Source organism: Emticicia sp. TH156 (assembly GCF_002855535.1).
Classification (GTDB): Bacteria; Bacteroidota; Bacteroidia; order Cytophagales; family Spirosomataceae; genus Emticicia; species Emticicia fluvialis.
Map to the genome: position 1 here is coordinate 299214 of NZ_PKRS01000006.1, position 16717 is coordinate 315930.

Annotated in this window: 15 protein-coding genes; 13 read left to right on the plus strand and 2 right to left on the minus strand. The window is 43.4% G+C overall.

The window, feature by feature from the left end; translation table 11 throughout:
* Positions 1–89 precede the first annotated feature (89 nt).
* Positions 90–1712 carry an OmpA family protein gene (locus C0V77_RS13315; RefSeq protein WP_173830545.1) on the minus strand — a complete coding sequence of 541 codons (1623 nt, stop codon included), beginning with the start codon at positions 1710–1712 and terminating at the stop codon, positions 90–92.
* Between the two features lie 219 nt (positions 1713–1931).
* On the opposite strand from C0V77_RS13315, the gene C0V77_RS13320 reads away from it, so the two are divergent.
* Both C0V77_RS13320 and rsgA read left to right on the plus strand, forming a co-directional pair.
* The gene (locus C0V77_RS13320; RefSeq protein ID WP_101726831.1) at positions 1932–2912 is read left to right on the plus strand and encodes a bifunctional heptose 7-phosphate kinase/heptose 1-phosphate adenyltransferase; all 981 of its coding nucleotides are present in this window, start codon (positions 1932–1934) and stop codon (positions 2910–2912) included.
* Positions 2913–3494: 582 nt separating this feature from the next.
* Entirely contained in the window at positions 3495–4403 is a 909-nt protein-coding gene (gene rsgA / locus C0V77_RS13325) for a ribosome small subunit-dependent GTPase A (RefSeq protein WP_101726832.1), read from the plus strand.
* A 6-nt stretch (positions 4404–4409) separates the two neighbouring features.
* Here the strand turns inward: rsgA and C0V77_RS13330 are convergent, their stop codons facing one another.
* Positions 4410–5057, minus strand: a complete 648-nt coding sequence (locus tag C0V77_RS13330; protein WP_101726833.1) for a phosphatase PAP2 family protein — start codon at positions 5055–5057, stop codon at positions 4410–4412.
* A gap of 62 nt (positions 5058–5119) precedes the next feature.
* On the opposite strand from C0V77_RS13330, the gene C0V77_RS13335 reads away from it, so the two are divergent.
* From C0V77_RS13335 to C0V77_RS13385, 11 genes are all read left to right on the plus strand, one after another.
* On the plus strand, positions 5120–5668 hold the full coding sequence (locus C0V77_RS13335; RefSeq protein ID WP_101726834.1) for a DUF177 domain-containing protein: 549 nt from the start codon (positions 5120–5122) through the stop codon (positions 5666–5668).
* 69 nt (positions 5669–5737) lie between these two features.
* Positions 5738–5929, plus strand: coding sequence for a 50S ribosomal protein L32 (rpmF, locus tag C0V77_RS13340; RefSeq protein WP_101726835.1), 192 nt, complete (start codon positions 5738–5740; stop codon positions 5927–5929).
* A gap of 97 nt (positions 5930–6026) precedes the next feature.
* Complete coding sequence (plsX, locus tag C0V77_RS13345) at positions 6027–6968, plus strand: phosphate acyltransferase PlsX (RefSeq protein WP_101726836.1); 942 nt, start codon at positions 6027–6029, stop codon at positions 6966–6968.
* A gap of 135 nt (positions 6969–7103) precedes the next feature.
* Complete coding sequence (locus C0V77_RS13350; protein ID WP_101726837.1) at positions 7104–8090, plus strand: beta-ketoacyl-ACP synthase III; 987 nt, start codon at positions 7104–7106, stop codon at positions 8088–8090.
* A gap of 42 nt (positions 8091–8132) precedes the next feature.
* Positions 8133–8801 (plus strand): hypothetical protein, encoded by a 669-nt coding sequence (locus C0V77_RS13355; protein ID WP_101726838.1) that lies wholly within the window; start codon positions 8133–8135, stop codon positions 8799–8801.
* A gap of 33 nt (positions 8802–8834) precedes the next feature.
* Positions 8835–9404, plus strand: coding sequence for an elongation factor P (efp, locus tag C0V77_RS13360; RefSeq protein ID WP_101726839.1), 570 nt, complete (start codon positions 8835–8837; stop codon positions 9402–9404).
* A 309-nt stretch (positions 9405–9713) separates the two neighbouring features.
* A complete protein-coding gene (accB, locus tag C0V77_RS13365) occupies positions 9714–10187 on the plus strand; it encodes an acetyl-CoA carboxylase biotin carboxyl carrier protein (protein ID WP_101726840.1) in 474 nt (157 codons plus the stop codon).
* Between the two features lie 92 nt (positions 10188–10279).
* Positions 10280–11623, plus strand: a complete 1344-nt coding sequence (gene accC, locus C0V77_RS13370) for an acetyl-CoA carboxylase biotin carboxylase subunit (protein ID WP_101726841.1) — start codon at positions 10280–10282, stop codon at positions 11621–11623.
* 208 nt (positions 11624–11831) lie between these two features.
* Positions 11832–12242 (plus strand): hypothetical protein, encoded by a 411-nt coding sequence (locus C0V77_RS13375; protein WP_143706093.1) that lies wholly within the window; start codon positions 11832–11834, stop codon positions 12240–12242.
* A 214-nt stretch (positions 12243–12456) separates the two neighbouring features.
* The gene (locus C0V77_RS13380) at positions 12457–13542 is read left to right on the plus strand and encodes an efflux RND transporter periplasmic adaptor subunit (RefSeq protein ID WP_101726898.1); all 1086 of its coding nucleotides are present in this window, start codon (positions 12457–12459) and stop codon (positions 13540–13542) included.
* 13 nt (positions 13543–13555) lie between these two features.
* On the plus strand, positions 13556–16714 hold the full coding sequence (locus C0V77_RS13385) for an efflux RND transporter permease subunit (RefSeq protein ID WP_101726843.1): 3159 nt from the start codon (positions 13556–13558) through the stop codon (positions 16712–16714).
* Positions 16715–16717 lie beyond the last annotated feature (3 nt).

The following is a 16717-nucleotide window of genomic DNA, read 5'->3' on the forward strand; positions in this document are numbered from 1 at the left end:
ATACATTGAATGAATCACTCTTGAATAAGATTTTCCAGCCGCTACAATTCAACAATAATAAAATCAGTTAAATCAAAGTTCAGAAAAATTTACTTACGCACAATAGCCATTTGCACCCTGCGGTTTAAAGCCTTCCCCTCATCGGTATCATTGGGGGCAATCGGGCGTGTTTCACCGTAGCCAATGCTGCTTACTCTTTCAGGATTGATTTTCTTTGAAACCAGATATTTCCTTACGGCCTCTGCCCTATCCTGCGATAACTTGAGGTTACTCTCGTTCGACCCCACGTTATCTGTATGCCCCTGAATCTCAATCACCAGATTCGGGTTCCGTTGAAGCGTTTCTACCATTCTGTCCAGCTCAGGATACGAATCCGGGCGTAAATTAGCCTTCGCGTATTCAAAGAAGATATTATTAAGTGGAATATCAATGCCTACTTCAATGGCAGCAATACGAAGTGTCTCGTTTTTTAACTCCTTGTATTCCCTGATTTGCGTCAGGTCAATTCCTTTCTCGATACTGATAAAATCTTTGGCTTCGGCCCTGTAGCTATATTTGGCGCCGTAAGGCAATACAATTTTATATTCGCCGGTAACTGGATTAGTAAAGGCCTCTCCGTCTTCTCCATCAGGCAATGCCTGATAAACAATTTTAGCGTCAGGCACTGGTTTGCCTGTTCTGTTATCAACCACTCTGCCACTGATAACCACCACTGGCGAAGGAGCCAGGCTTTTGGCGTCAATCGGTGTTCCGCCATTGTCCAGGTTCTTTTGTTCTTCAGATCGTGACGTTTGCAATGCCGAGGCCGTTACAGGTGCTTCCTTCTTTTCTTCTCTCAGTTTAAACCTCACTATGTCGCCTTTGCCCAAAGAGTTTTTCTTGGTACTCACATAGGCATATTCGCCCGATGCCCCTACAGAAAATGAATACTCGTTGGCATCAGAGTTTATTTTATTACCCATATTTACCGGCTTCGACCAGCGCTTCCAGCTTCTGTCCAATCTTTTCGACACCCAGATGTCGGTTCCGCCAAAGCCATCTTTACGATCGGTGGCAAAGTATAGCGTATAATTGTCTGAAGCCAGAAAAGGCGTAGTTTCTGTGCTGCTTGTGTTGATGTCTCCCCCAATGCTTTCAGGTTTAGACCACTTGCCGTCTCTTGAAAGAAAAGACACGTAGAGGTTATCTTCCTGCGAATTCTTCTTTTCGCTAAAAGCCAGTATCAGTGTTTTTCCGTCGTTTGACAAACAGGCTGCCAGATATTGTCCTTTACATACATCGGCCAGCTTCGGAATAACCACCTCTTCGGGTTCCGACCAGCCGGTTTTGGTTCTTTTGCACATCGATATCCCCACTGCATTATCCCTTCGCCCGTTATGATACACGCCTGAAATCAGAATCTTGTTACCATCAGGTGTAATACTGAACAAGGTGTTGTATTGGTCTTTATTAATAGAATTGGGCATACGGCGCGCCATCGTCCAGTTGCCATCGTCTCGTTTTTCAGAATACCATACATCGTTGCTGCCTTTAGTTCCGAACGTATTAGATGGGTGGCTCACCCGCACAAAATACAGTGTTTTATCATCCGGTGATATGACCGGACTTAGCTCGTTATATTCAGAATTGATAGCTGTTCCCAGTTGTTCAAGTGTTTGTGCTTTGGCGGCAAAAAAAGAAGAAACAGCAAGTAAAAAGGCTAAAGAACGCATAATGTTGTTTGTAGTGGGTATTATATATGTGCGCTTTTGCAAGGGGCAGGTAAATACCGCTTAATCAAAAGCCTGCAATTTTCACTTACAAATAACGCAATCTATTGCCCAAAATGTATGATTTTTTTAAAAATCCTGTTAAATTCCTTAGTTTTGTAACTCCAAAAAAGCGACCTGCATTGTAAACGAGGCATTAGAACACAACAAATACTTTTTTGAATGAATGTAAATCAGATTTTTGATTCTTTTAATAATCTTCGCGTCCTGATTATTGGCGACGTAATGATTGATTCTTATATTTTCGGAAAAGTTGACAGAATTTCGCCCGAAGCGCCCATACCCGTAGTAACCGTAAAGCAAAAGGAAATAAGGCTAGGAGGCGCCGGAAACGTGGCCATGAACATCAAGTCACTTGGCGCTACCCCGGTGTTATGCTCGGTGGTTGGTAAAGATGCCGAAGCCAAAGATTTAATAGAGCTGCTGGCTTCAAACCAGTTGCCTACAGATGGAATCATCCAGAGCAGCAACCGCATAACCACAATTAAGCAAAGGATTCTGGCGGGCTCGCAGCATGTTGTCAGAATTGATTCAGAGATGGACTCCGTTATTAACGCCGAAGAACGCAGCCAGCTGATTGAAAAAGCCAAATCGCTGATACCTACCTGCCAGGTTGTAATATTTGAAGATTATGACAAAGGCGTGCTTGACGAAGAGAGCATTCAGGAAATAGTGGCGTTTGCCAGACAACATAAGGTGCCCACCATTGTAGACCCTAAAAAAAGAAACTTTAAGTACTACAAAGGTGCCGACCTATTTAAACCCAACCTGAAAGAACTAAAAGAAGGCCTGAAGATAGATTTTGATGCCGATAACCTGGATGAAGTGAAAGCAGTAGTAGCCGAAGCCAAAAATGCACTGGGGGTAAATGGTATTTTTCTGACACTCTCTGAAAGGGGCGTTTTCATTGATTTTGAAAACGAAATACACCATTTGCCGGCGCATCGCAGGAGCATCACTGACGTTTCAGGGGCTGGCGATACCGTTGTAAGTATTGCCGCTATTTGCCTGGGCTTAAACCTGCCGCCCCGAACAATTGCCGAGTTATCAAACCTGGGTGGCGGTTTGGTTTGTGAGTACGTAGGTGTTATGCCTATTGAAAAACAAAAACTGCAAAACGAGTATCTGAAACACCATGCATAAAATGGGTACTGCCTGACCAGAAATGAAAAGATTCTCAGCGGTACCCGGTTCTGAGGCCGGACAATCACTGAGAATCTTGAGAAACTGTAAAATGGTTTTGGCTAACGGGCATGCACAAAATTATCTTACATTGGGTCTGTAATACGGTAATGTTGGTTTGGTTTTCTTGGCTAAAGAATAAACTACAACTCCTACGGCTACAGCGGCTAATCCGAATAAAACTCCCTTTTTCATTGGTGGTACCAGATAATTAGTAAATATTAGATGTTCTATAACCTATAAACGAAAAAATTGCACAAAACGTTGCCCGATACTTAAAAAAATCTTAAAAATTTATTTAAAGGCTGCTATGTAGCTGCCAAAGCTGCCTTTCAGGCTTTTGAACAGTACCGGAAGCCTTGGGCCAACAATTGTAAATATTATAGGTTTACCGGTCGTTTAGGGCATAAATGGTTCAGTACCTTTGCTTTAAAAACAGCAGGATTGGCACTTTTTAAGATTAATTTAAGTTTTGATTAGAATAAATTATCATTTTCAGACTTTAAACGAAAAAAAATATTGAGCCGGAATATAGGTTTAGTGATGCGTTCTACTGGCTCTTGGTACGATGTACGTACCGAGCAGGGCAATATTTTGCAATGCCGTCTGAAAGGGAAGTTCAAAATCAAGGATTTAAAAGTAACCAACCCAATTGCAGTTGGCGACAAAGTGGCTTTTGAACTGGAAAGCGAAACTGAAAACACCGGTATTATATACGACATACTCGCCCGCGAAAACTATATTATCAGGCAGTCGGTGCATAAAACCGCTCATGGCCATCTGATTGCCACCAATCTTGACCAGGCTATTCTGATTGCCACGCTTACTTTTCCACGAACATCACTGGGCTTTATTGACCGCTTTCTGGTTACTGCCGAATCGTTCCGTATTCCTACCATTCTGGTATTTAATAAGCTGGACATTCTGGTTGATGAAGCCATTGCTTACCAGGAAGAACTGGCCAATCTATACGAAAGCCTCGGCTACCAATGTGTGTTTACCTCGGCCACCAATAATATTGGCGTTGACACCTTCCGCAATTTACTGAATGGCAAAGTATCTTTGTTATCCGGGCATTCGGGTGTCGGGAAGTCTACCTTAATTAATGCCATTGCCCCCGATTTAGATTTGCGTACTTCAGAAATATCAACCTTTGCCAATAAAGGGGTACACACCACTACATTTGCCGAAATGTTTGAGATTAGCCCGGACACCTTTATTATTGATTCGCCCGGCATCAAAGAACTAGGCCTGGCAGATATGGAGAAAGAAGAAATAAGCCATTACTTTCCTGAAATGCGAGAAAAGCTGGGCAAATGCCGCTTTCATAACTGCCTGCACATTGACGAACCCAAGTGCGCCGTGAAGGATGCAGTTATTGAAGGCACCATTGCCGAAAGCCGCTATAACAGCTACCTGAGCATGGTGCTGGGTGAAGATAACAGAAAATAACAGGTGTCAGCCATTGGCTTTGCTGGCCGGCCATTTCATTTTATCAAACAAGAGCACAAGCCCAACTGGCACGGCAACACCCAGAACACTGCCTGCAAAAACATCTCTCGGGAAATGCTGAAACAAATAGACCCTCGAATATCCTACCAGCATTGCCAGGCCCAACCACAAAAAGCCCCAGAAGTTGTTTCTGGCTACCAGTATAAAATAACAGGCAAAGGCAAAAGCCGTAAAAGTATGGCCCGACGGAAAACTCTGCCAATGGTGTATTTCCAGGCCTTCAACTACATGTATAACCCGGCCGCTATGCTCATAAACCTCCATCGGCCTGGGCAGATTAAACGCATTTTTCATAATAACTGATACCAGGCCCTTGGTAATCCAAATAATTATGAGCATTATTGCCTGGTTTTTTACATTTTCCTTTCTCATTAACCACTGATACAGATAAACAGCCAGCGGTATAAGCCAGAAGCCGTCTTCACCTAACAGGGTGAGGTAACCAAACAGGGTGTCAAGCAGCGAGCTGTTATGCCGGTTTACCCAAAACATCAATTCGGCAGGCGACCAGACAATCTGTAAACTTGCCAGAATAACCAGCCAGATGAAAAATATGATAAAAAACCAGCGGTGATTTCTAAGAATTTTAAGCATTTTGTATAAAAACTTTCTTAATTCCAAAATTAGCAGTAAATTTGCAACCTTTCTGTGAAAACGTGAGCAAGGTATTATCAAAATATGACATTCACATTCAGGGTCTCGAAAATAAACGTTATAATTACGAATTTGAGGGAGCCGATGAATTTTTTGAGTTTTTTGAGCAGGATATTATACAATCAGGGCATTTTAAAGCCCATGTTCTGCTTGATAAAAACTCAACCATGATTCAGCTGTTTTTTAAAATAGAAGGACAGATTGAGCTTGTCTGCGACAGAAGCCTTGAGCTATTTGATGAACCTGTGCAATTAGAAGAAAAGTATATCTTCAAGTTTGGAGACAGACACGAAGAAATAACTGACGAGCTGGAGATGATTCCGATGAATACCGCCACCGTCAACCTTGCACAGCATATTTATGACTTTATTGCGGTTTCGCTTCCTATGAAAAAGCTACATCCGCGGTTCAGAGATGAAGAGGATGATGATGATAAGTTTATCTACTCAACAGGTGAAATTGCTGAGGAAGAAGTAAAAACAGAGGAAGACATTGACCCACGCTGGAAAGCGCTGTTAGCATTAAAAAACACCAAAGACGGACAAAATTAAGACAATTATAAAGTACAAAAATATTAATAGCTGCTTCAAAAAAGCCTGTTAATTAAATTAAATTGAACAATGGCACATCCAAAACGAAGACATTCGACAACCAGAAGAGATAAACGTAGAACTCATGACGCTTTGTCGACCAAAGCATTGTCAGTTGATGCAACTACAGGTGAAATTCACCTGCGCCACCGTGCACACGTATTTGAAGGAAACTTGTATTATAAAGGTAAATTAGTGGTTGAAAGCTACGAAAAAGCGTAATACTTTCGTAATAACACCTGATTCTGTTCTTTAGGAAGGTGGCTTCCGGGTGAAATTCAGGAAAAGGTTACTATTTATTCACTAAAGAAATTCCTTTATGAAAATTGCCGTTGATGCTATGGGAGGAGATTACGCCCCCAAAGCCATTGTCGAAGGTGCCGTAATTGCCGCTAATCATTTACCTGAAGGTACTAAAATTGTATTGGTAGGAAAACAAAGCATAATGCTTGATATTTTAAGAACATTAAAGTATCCTGCACATGCTATTGAAATGGTTAATGCCGATGACATTATCGAAATGAGTGAGCATCCCACCAGGGCATTTTCTCAGAAACCCAATTCCAGCATTGGAGTTGGGTTTAAACTTTTAAAAGAAAAGCAGGTAGATGCCTTTTGTAGCGCCGGTAATACAGGTGCTATGATGGTGGGTTCTTTGTTTACCCTTAAAACGGTAGGCAATATTCAGCGCCCTCCTATCGCTGGTTTTTTTCCGCTTAAAAACGGCGGCTACAGCCTTATGCTAGACATAGGCGCCAATGCCGACTGCAAGCCGGAAGTACTGGCCGAGTTTGCAGAACTTGGCTCTTTATATGCCCGATTCTCTTTCGGTATTGAACGCCCCAAAGTAGCTTTACTGAATATAGGTGAAGAAGAACAAAAAGGTTCTACCGTTGTTCAGGCGGCTTATCAGCTCTTAAAAATCAACAAAAAAGTAAATTTTATCGGAAACATAGAAGGTCGCGACCTCTTGGAAGGCAAGGCTGACGTAATTGTTACCGAGGGTTTTACAGGCAATGTGATTTTTAAAATGGGCGAGTCGTTTTATGACTACGCCGCCGAAAGAGGTATTAAAGACCCGCTCATTGACCGCATGAATTATGAAGTGGGTGGTGGTAGCCCCATTATTGGTATCAAGGGTAACGTAATTGTGGCGCATGGTATCTCAAGCCCTGAGGCTATCAAAAACATGATTCTGCTGGCCAAACGCCAGATTGAATCAAAAGTAACAGACCATATCATAGAAGCATACGAATACTGATAAACCCCGCCAGACAACCTGCGGGGTTTATCTGCATCCTATTTATACAGACACTTTTCCCACTGAAAAACTAATCCCGAAAAAGAAAAGTATCCTTATCGTTTTCTTCTGAATGGGCTTGGAAAAAATTGTACAATGAAACTTAGAGCAGCTATCACGGGTGTTCATGGCTACGTGCCAGAAGATATTTTGACAAACGAGGATTTATCTAAGATTGTGGAAACCAGTGACGAGTGGATTACTACCCGGACAGGTATCAAGCAACGTCATATTCAAAGAGGAGACGGTCTTGCCACCTCTCACATGGCTTCTGAAGCCGTGAAAGGTCTTCTCAAAAAAACCAACACTAAGCCTGAAGAAGTAGAACTGGTAATATGTGCAACGGTAACCCCCGACTACATGTTTCCGTCAACAGCCAATCTGGTATGTACCCAATGCGGTATTCCAACAATTGCCAGCTTCGATATTCTGGCGGCTTGTTCAGGTTTCCTTTACGCATTATCAATTGGCTCACAGTTTATTGAGTCTGGAAAATACAAAAAAGTAATTGTAATTGGGGCCGACAAGATGTCTGCCATTGTTGACTACACCGACCGCACTACTTGCGTACTGTTTGGTGACGGTGCAGGTGCAGTTTTACTTGAACCTACCACCGAAGAATACGGATTGATGGATTTTCTGTTACGCTCTGACGGAACAGGCGAGAATCATCTGATTATGAAGGGTGGCGGAAGCAGGTTCCCGGCCAGCCATGAGACAGTAGACCAACGATTACATTACATCCATCAGGAAGGACCGTCGGTATTTAAATTTGCCGTAACCAACATGGCCGACATCTCTGCTGAAATAATGGAACGCAACCACCTAACCGGCGACGACATTGCCTGGCTGGTGCCGCATCAGGCCAATAAGCGCATTATTGATGCCACTGCCCGCCGTATGGGTATAGGCGATGAAAAGGTAATGCTCAATATACAGAACTATGGTAATACTACTGCCGGAACTATCCCGCTTTGTCTTTTCGACTACGAAAAACAAATCAAAAAAGGAGATAACCTGATTCTGGCAGCATTTGGCGGAGGCTTCACATGGGGCTCGGCTTATATTAAGTGGGCATACTGAGTAAACCAAACAACTGAGGATTTTTCTCTACAACGGCATACCATGAAGAAAATACTGATACTGACTTTATTACTTCTGGGTTTCAGAGGCTCGTTCGCACAACGGATAAGAGTAATTGAAAATTTTAGTGTAACCTACGGCTTTGAGAAGAGCACCTATGTTCCATCAATAATGTACGGGCAATCGTTGGTCTTTGGTAAAAAGTATGCTTTTGCAGCTGGTACTGGCATAAGACTTACATCTTTTTTTACCGCCGGCAATGCCTATAAAGGGCTGGAGTCCAGCAATACACGGGTGAGTTTTACTCCTTACCCCAGAGCCAATGCCAATGCACTTAATGTACCCCTAATGCTGGAGTTCAGAACTCCGAAAATAGTAATAGGCGCTAACTTCGACATCGTGGGGCTGGCGTTCGGAAAAAGAAAAGATTCCCTGACTGTTTACAACAAATCGGGTTTAGTGCTAGACACCCTCAACGCCAAACCTACCCGGTATAATTTGGGCCTGGGGCAAAGAGGAACCACCAATAACGAAATTTATATTGGTTTCAGGCCGCAGGAAGAACTGACCATCAAAGTTGGCCTCAGCATGATTTTCAGCCAGTATGATGCCCGATACAGAAGAAACCGGAAAGATGTTCCGTTCGGGCGGTTTGGTTATGAAAGCCCCCTTCTGCCCTTTATAAGTGTGGTTTTTAATTTTGAACGATAATAACTATTTGATAATTAAGCTTACTGAACAGTAATGGCAACAACAGCAGATTTCAGAAATGGCCTTTGTATGGAGTGGAATAACGACCTCTACACCATTGTGGAGTTCCAACACGTAAAGCCCGGCAAAGGACCAGCTTTTGTTAGAACTAAACTCAGAAACCTTCGTACAGGAAGGGTAATTGACAATACTTTTACTTCAGGTGTAAACATTACAACTGCACGGGTAGAAAAAAGACAATACCAGTTTCTATATAAAGATGAAACAGGATTCAATTTCATGGAAGTTGAAACTTTTGAACAGATAAATATAGAAGAAAAACTGGTGCCACAGGCCGACCTGATGAAAGAAGGCCAGCAGGTTGATATTCTGGTGCATGCAGAAACAGAAACTATTCTGAGCGTAGAGCTACCAACCTATGTTGAACTTCGAGTAACCTACACCGAACCAGGCGTAAGAGGCGATACAGCCAACAGCCCGTCTAAACCGGCTACTGTAGAAACCGGCGCTACTATTAAAGTACCTCTTTTTATTGATACAGACGAGCTTATTCGTGTAAATACAACTACTTATGAGTACGACTCACGCGTGAAAGAGAAATAAGATATTTATAAAAGACGACATCGCATTTTATAGAAACCAAGCGTAGCATGATACTGATTTTAAGTGACTTTTAATGCTTAAATCAAGCCCTGGCGCCTCAGTTTTCTTTGTGGGTGTCGTCTTTATGTTTACTTTTGCAGAAGATTAACCAGTTTTTTATGCGCTCTAACGCCAGACAACCATCCACTGTATCCGGACGTTGTCGGCTGGCAAAAGCCCGAAGCGCCCCAGTTAAAAGCCGGTTTTCTCAAAAACTTCTGGAACCAAACAAACTATACTCATTTACAAAACGACAAATCTTTACCCTTCATGGAAACAAAGGACATTCAAAAACTGATTGATTTTATTGCACAATCAGGACTAGATGAAGTAAATATCGAAACATCAGAGTTAAAGTTGGCCATCAAGCGCTATTCAAACGTGGCTCCGGCTGCTGCTCAGCCGGCTCCGGCAGTAGTAGTACAGGCTCCGGTAGCCGCTCCGGTAGCTGCTGCCCCGGCACCGCAAGCTGCTCCGGCTGCCCAGGCTGCACCAGCCAGCAATCTGATTACCATTAAATCTCCGATGATAGGCACATTTTACCGTTCTGCCGGGCCTGACAAAGCATCATTTGTAGAAGTAGGTGATGAAATCTCAAGCGGCAAGGTAGTCTGCATTATTGAGGCTATGAAGTTGTTTAACGAAATTGAATCAGAGGTATCAGGAAAAATCGTGAAAATATTGGTTGAAAACGCCACTCCGGTGGAATTTGACCAACCGTTGTTCCTGGTTGAGCCTGCATGATTTTTTCAAGAAAAGGCGTTCTAACATTTTTTTATAAAAACTGTTTATAGATTTAATAGCCTAAATAGCATACAATTCCTAATTGACACTATATGTTCAAGAAAATACTTATAGCCAACCGTGGCGAAATAGCCCTGCGAATCATCAGAACCTGCCGGGAGATGGGCATAAAAACGGTGGCTGTTTACTCAACTGCCGACCGCGACAGTCTACACGTACGCTTTGCCGATGAGGCAGTTTGTATAGGGCCTGCTATCAGCAAGCAATCTTACCTCAATATTCCTAATATCATATCCGCCGCCGAAATCACCAATGCCGATGCCATTCATCCGGGTTATGGTTTCTTATCTGAAAACGCCGAGTTTTCAAGAATATGCGCCGAATATGGCATTAAGTTTATTGGCGCTACTGCCGAGCAAATTAACTACATGGGCGACAAAGCTACAGCCAAAGCAACTATGAAAAACTCTGGCGTACCGGTAATTCCGGGTTCAGAGGGCCTGTTAGAGTCGGTAGAAGAAGGAAAAAGACTGGCCAGAGAAATCGGTTATCCGGTTATCATTAAGGCAACTGCCGGAGGCGGCGGCCGCGGTATGCGCATCATTAAAGAAGAAAGTGAATTTGAAAAAGCCTGGGACGACGCCAAGATGGAATCGGGCGCGGCTTTTGGAAATGATGGCTTATACCTGGAAAAATTTGTTGAAGAACCCCGCCACATTGAGATTCAGGTGGTGGGCGACCAATATGGCAAAGTATGCCACCTTTCAGAGCGTGACTGTTCTATTCAGCGCCGCCATCAGAAACTGGTAGAAGAAACGCCTTCGCCAGTTGTATCGCAGGAACTACGCGAGAAAATGGGCGAAGCCGCCATCAAAGGTGCTGCTGCTATTGGGTATGAAGGTGCAGGTACAATTGAGTTTCTGGTTGATAAATATGGCAAATTCTACTTCATGGAAATGAACACCCGTATTCAGGTAGAACACCCCATTACAGAAGAAGTAACCGACTTTGACCTCATAAAAGAGCAAATAAAAGTTGCTGCCGGAGTGCCTATTTCGGGTAAGAACTATTTCCCTAAGTTATTTGCTATGGAATGCCGTATCAATGCTGAAGACCCTGGCAATGGCTTCCGCCCTTCGCCGGGTAAAATTACCAATCTGCACCTGCCAGGTGGGCATGGGGTAAGGGTTGACAGCCACGTGTATGCGGGCTATACCATTCCGCCCAACTACGATTCAATGATTGCCAAGTTGATTGTAACGGGGCAGTCAAGAGAAGAAGTTGTTACAAGAATGAAACGTGCATTACAGGAGTTTGTGATTGAAGGTATAAAAACCACTATTCCGTTCCATATAAAACTGATGGAGGATGAGCAGTTTAAATCTGGTCATTTTACCACCAAATTTCTTGAAACCTTCGATTTCAGCGATTTATAAAAAAAGAAAGCCCTCAGTGTACAGCAAGAGGGCTTTTTTTTTGCCTTAGACCTATTAAATCAGGCTACAAAAAGTGCCTAAAATAAGCCATCATTCCGCAGTAAAAGAATCTCTTAAAAAAATTTTCAAATTAACGTTATGATTTTAATCATATTTTAAGACATTTTTTTTACTTCCATATCTTTTGTAGAATACTTTTGTTGCCAGAATGATGAAGGCATTACAAAAATATCATCTCTTTTTATGGCTTCTTCTGAGTGTGAGTAGCCAGCTTTTCGCAAACCATAGCGAGAAAACACCTGTAGTTATGTTTTCGCCTGGCGGGCAACAGGCACAGCAACAGTTTTCTGCGCACTTAACTAACTTTAAAGCTGCTACTCAATTTTATTACACACCAGGTACCAATAAAGATTCTTTACTCTTTCTGAATGAAATTGAACTGGAGAAAGAAGAATCTACCGGTAATGAACAGCCCGTTTTATATATTGCTGATAATATCAGTTTTTTAAAAGCCAAATGGCTTTCTCTGCTGACAGACAACCGCCCGACTTGCCAGAGGCAGCAACCTGAAAGATGGTCTGTGAGGTTGTTTATTGTTTACTGCGTTTACACAATCTGATTATCTTCTGAAAAGCACATTTCGGTTGCTCTCGTATTACTTGCCCATATACCCATTGTGGCTGTTATTCCAATACCTTTTTTAACCCGCCCGAATCAATTTACACTACCCTGCCGATTATGAATCTGTATGGTCAATGCCGTTTGTATTGACTGAAAATTCTGTACACAATTACTGTATTTCAGGTATTATTAACTTAAAAAGTATGCTCATTATGAAGAAAACGCTCATGCTTGTGAGCCTGTGTGCACTTCTCTACAACGCAGGCTGTAAATCAGAAGAAAAGGAAGAAAAAAAGGAAGAGACCACGTTGCTGGTAACTACCCCGCTTAAAAAAGATACCACTATTACTGCCGACTACGTGTCTCAGATACGCTCCATTCAGCACATTGAGATGCGCGCCCTTGAACGTGGCTACCTGAATAAAATATTTGTTGACGAAGGCCAGCTTGTAAAAAAAGGGCAGTTAATGTTTCAGATTCTGCCGGTTCAGTATCAGGCAGAATTTCAGAAAGCCCAGGCAGAGGCCAACTATGCTGAAATAGAATACAAAAACACAAAGGCGTTGGCCGACAGCAACATAGTGTCGCGCAATGAACTGGCCCTTGCAAAGGCAAAGCTCGACAAAGCCAAAGCAGAATTGCAATTGGCACAGGTACACTTGGGCTTTACCGAAATCCGCGCGCCTTTTGATGGCATAATGGACCATTTCTATGTAAGGCAGGGAAGCCTGGTATCGGAAGGCGATTTACTGACCATACTATCAGACAACAGCAAAATGTGGGTTTATTTCAACGTACCGGAGGCAGAATACCTGAACTTCAAAAGCAATGATAACAGTAAAAACCCTATGAAAGTAAGCCTAAGGATGGCCAATCATGAGATGTTTCCATATCCTGGCATTGTAGAAACCATAGAGGCTGATTTTAACAACGAAACAGGTAATATTGCGTTCAGGGCTACATTCCCGAATCCGAAAAGATTGCTTCGGCATGGTGAAACAGGGAATATTCTGGTTGAAAAACCTTTGAAAAACGCCATGTTGATTCCGCAAAAGGCAACTTTCGAAATCCTCGACAAAAAATATGTTTTTGTGGTCAACGATAAAAACGTAGTACAACAAAGGCAAATAGATATTCTGGCTGAAATGCAGGATATATACGCTATCAGCGGTGGTTTAAAAGAAAATGAGAAAATACTGTTAGAAGGGCTGCACAAGGTGCATAACAATGATAAAATCGCATATCGTTTAGAAAAACCCGAGTCTGTATTTACACATTTAAGAGTTTACGCTGAATAAACCTGAAGAGCTTATGTTTAATAAATTCATACAAAGGCCGGTATTAGCCATTATACTATCGCTGGCCATCGTTTTTATGGGTGCGCTGGTAATCAATACCCTGCCTAAATCTCAATTTCCTGAAATATCTCCGCCGATGGTTATTGTTCGGGCGTCTTATCCGGGTGCCAGTGCGCACGTGCTGGTTACCTCGGTGCTGATACCTATGGAACAAGCCATTAATGGTGTACCGGGCATGAAATACATGACCTCTGACGCTACCAGCGCCGGTGAAGCCAATATACAAATTGTGTTTAACCTGGGTACAGACCCAGACCAGGCCGTTGTAAACGTAAATAACCGTATTGCGCAGGTGCTTAACCGGCTTCCGGTGCTTGTGCAGCGCGAGGGGGTAATCGTAAACCGGCAAATGCCCAACATGCTGATGTACGTAAACCTTTACAGCAAAGACCCCAATGCAGATATGAAGTTTCTCTTCAACTTTGCGGGGGTTAATATGCTGCCTGAGTTACAGCGTATCAATGGAGTTGGGCAGGCTACCATTCTGGGCAGCCGGCAATATGCCATGCGTATCTGGCTGAAACCCGACAGAATGCGTGCCTATAATATAGGTACGGAAGATGTTATGCAGGCGCTTAATGAACAAAGCGTGATAGGCTCGCCGGGGCGTATAGGGCGTGGAGATGGGATGCGGTCGCAATCACTTGAATACGTACTCACTTATCAGGGGCGGTTCAGCAAGCCTGAACAATATGAGGATGTGATAGTAAAAGCTAACCCGAACGGTGAAATCATTCATCTGAAAGATATTGCCGATGTAAAGCTGGGTAGTGAATACTACGATATTTATTCAAACCTGAATAATTATCCGTCGGCTGCCATTGTGTTAAAACAAACCTACGGCAGTAATGCAACAGACGTAATTAAAGACGTAAAAGCCAAGCTGGAACAACTGAAGGCCAGTTCGTTTCCACCCGGTATGGAATATGAAATCAGCTATGACGTTTCCAACTTCCTGGATGCTTCTATTGAAAAGGTTTTACATACCCTTGGCGAAGCCTTTGTGCTGGTGGCGCTGGTGGTGTTTATTTTTCTTGGCGACTGGCGTTCTACGCTTATTCCAACTCTGGCAGTGCCGGTCTCTTTGGTTGGAGCCTTCATTTTTATGCAATTGTTTGGCCTTACGGTTAACCTCATTACCCTTTTTGCACTGGTGCTGGCCATTGGTATAGTGGTTGACAACGCCATTGTGGTAGTAGAAGCCGTACACGCCAAAATGGAAGAAGAGCATCTGTCGCCCTATTTTGCGGTTAAAAAAGTACTGGGCGAAATCAGCGGAGCGGTTATAGCCATCACCCTGTTAATGACAGCCGTGTTTGTACCCGTTGCCTTTATGACAGGCCCTGTTGGGGTCTTTTACCGGCAGTTTTCCATCACCATGGCTACATCAATCGTACTGTCCGGAGTGGTTGCACTTACGCTTACACCAGTTTTGTGTATCCTGATTTTAAAGAATCCGCATGATAACCCTAAAAAGAAAAACCTGTTTACCAAGGGTATAGACGCATTCAACCGGGGCTTTGAAAAAGTAACCGGAAAATATGCTGCCATACTGCGTATGATTGTTAACCGCAGGCTGGTTACTTTTTTATTGTTGATAGGTTTCTGTGCGGGTACTTTCGGCTTAACCAAGCTATTGCCCTCGGGCTTTATTCCTTCTGAAGACCAGGGGATGATTTATGCCATAATTCAGACACCACCCGGCTCTACGCTGGAACGCACCAATGACATTGCCCGTAAACTACAAGAAATTTGTGAGCACGTAGACGGCGTAAAATCGGTATCGGCACTGGCAGGTTATGAGGTTTTAACAGAAGGACGTGGCTCTAATGCCGGTACCTGCCTTATTAACCTGAAAGACTGGTCGGAGAGAAAACACAACGTGCAGGAGATTATTGCGGAGCTGGAAGAGAAAAGCCATGAGATTCCGGGGGCTACCATTGAGTTCTTCGACCCCCCGGCTGTACCCGGCTACGGTGCTGCGGGTGGTTTTTCATTACAATTGCTTGACAAAACCAACTCTGGCGATTACCGCCAGTTACAGACCGTAAACGCCGAGTTTATGAAAGAACTGAGCAAACGCAAAGAGCTCACCGGTTTATTTACCTTCTTCAGTGCCAATTATCCGCAATATGAGTTGGAGATTGACAACAAGGCTGCCATGCAGAAAGGAGTGTCAATCGGCAAAGCTATGGACAACCTGTCTATACTTATAGGTAGTAGTTATGAGCTGGGCTTTATCCGTTTTGGCCGATTCTTTAAGGTATTTGTACAATCATCGCCCGAATACCGCAAACTGCCCGAAGACATCATGAATCTGTATGTAAAAAATGACCAAGGAGAAATGGTACCCTATTCGGCATTCATGAAGATTGTCAAAACTCAGGGCCCCAACGAAATAAACCGTTATAATATGTACAACACAGCGGCTATCAGAGGGGCGCCAGCCAAGGGTTATAGCAGCGGCGAGGCCATTGAAGCCATTAAAGAAGTAGCAAAGAAAACCCTCCCAAGGGGTTTTGATATCGACTGGGCAGGTTTGTCAAAAGACGAAGTGGTACGTGGCAATGAGGCCATTTACATTTTCATCGTAGTGTTAATATTTGCCTATATGGTACTGGCAGCTCAGTATGAAAGCTTCATTATTCCGCTGGCGGTAATACTGTCGCTTCCGGCCGGGGTGTTCGGCTCTTTCTTACTGCTGAAAATGATGGGCCTTGCCAACGACATTTACGCACAGGTCGGGCTTGTAATGCTGGTTGGTTTGCTGGGCAAAAACGCTGTACTGATTGTAGAATTTGCCGTGCAGAAAAACCAACAGGGCGCCAGCATATTTGAGGCCGCTATTGAAGGGGCGAAGGTGCGTTTCCGACCTATTCTGATGACCTCCTTTGCCTTCATTGCCGGTCTTATACCACTGGCATTTGCTACGGGGCCCGGTGCCATAGGCAACCGTACTATCGGTTCTTCAGCTCTGGGGGGTATGCTTTTAGGAACCCTCTTCGGGGTTATCATAGTGCCCGGCTTATACTACGTTTTCGCCAAGTTGGCTGAAGGCCGTAAGTTAATCAGAGACGAAGATTTTGAACCATTATCAGAAGAAATCAAATAGGAT

Excerpts from the sequence above, each read along its gene's own strand:
- C0V77_RS13315 (WP_173830545.1), bottom strand. The coding sequence starts at position 1,712 with ATGCGTTCTTTAGCCTTTTTACTTGCTGTTTCTTCTTTTTTTGCCGCC.
- C0V77_RS13320 (WP_101726831.1), top strand. The coding sequence starts at position 1,932 with ATGAATGTAAATCAGATTTTTGATTCTTTTAATAATCTTCGCGTCCTG.
- rsgA (WP_101726832.1), top strand. The coding sequence starts at position 3,495 with ATGCGTTCTACTGGCTCTTGGTACGATGTACGTACCGAGCAGGGCAAT.
- C0V77_RS13330 (WP_101726833.1), bottom strand. The coding sequence starts at position 5,057 with ATGCTTAAAATTCTTAGAAATCACCGCTGGTTTTTTATCATATTTTTC.
- rpmF (WP_101726835.1), top strand. The coding sequence starts at position 5,738 with ATGGCACATCCAAAACGAAGACATTCGACAACCAGAAGAGATAAACGT.
- plsX (WP_101726836.1), top strand. The coding sequence starts at position 6,027 with ATGAAAATTGCCGTTGATGCTATGGGAGGAGATTACGCCCCCAAAGCC.
- C0V77_RS13350 (WP_101726837.1), top strand. The coding sequence starts at position 7,104 with ATGAAACTTAGAGCAGCTATCACGGGTGTTCATGGCTACGTGCCAGAA.
- C0V77_RS13355 (WP_101726838.1), top strand. The coding sequence starts at position 8,133 with ATGAAGAAAATACTGATACTGACTTTATTACTTCTGGGTTTCAGAGGC.
- efp (WP_101726839.1), top strand. The coding sequence starts at position 8,835 with ATGGCAACAACAGCAGATTTCAGAAATGGCCTTTGTATGGAGTGGAAT.
- accB (WP_101726840.1), top strand. The coding sequence starts at position 9,714 with ATGGAAACAAAGGACATTCAAAAACTGATTGATTTTATTGCACAATCA.
- accC (WP_101726841.1), top strand. The coding sequence starts at position 10,280 with ATGTTCAAGAAAATACTTATAGCCAACCGTGGCGAAATAGCCCTGCGA.
- C0V77_RS13375 (WP_143706093.1), top strand. The coding sequence starts at position 11,832 with ATGATGAAGGCATTACAAAAATATCATCTCTTTTTATGGCTTCTTCTG.
- C0V77_RS13380 (WP_101726898.1), top strand. The coding sequence starts at position 12,457 with ATGAAGAAAACGCTCATGCTTGTGAGCCTGTGTGCACTTCTCTACAAC.
- C0V77_RS13385 (WP_101726843.1), top strand. The coding sequence starts at position 13,556 with ATGTTTAATAAATTCATACAAAGGCCGGTATTAGCCATTATACTATCG.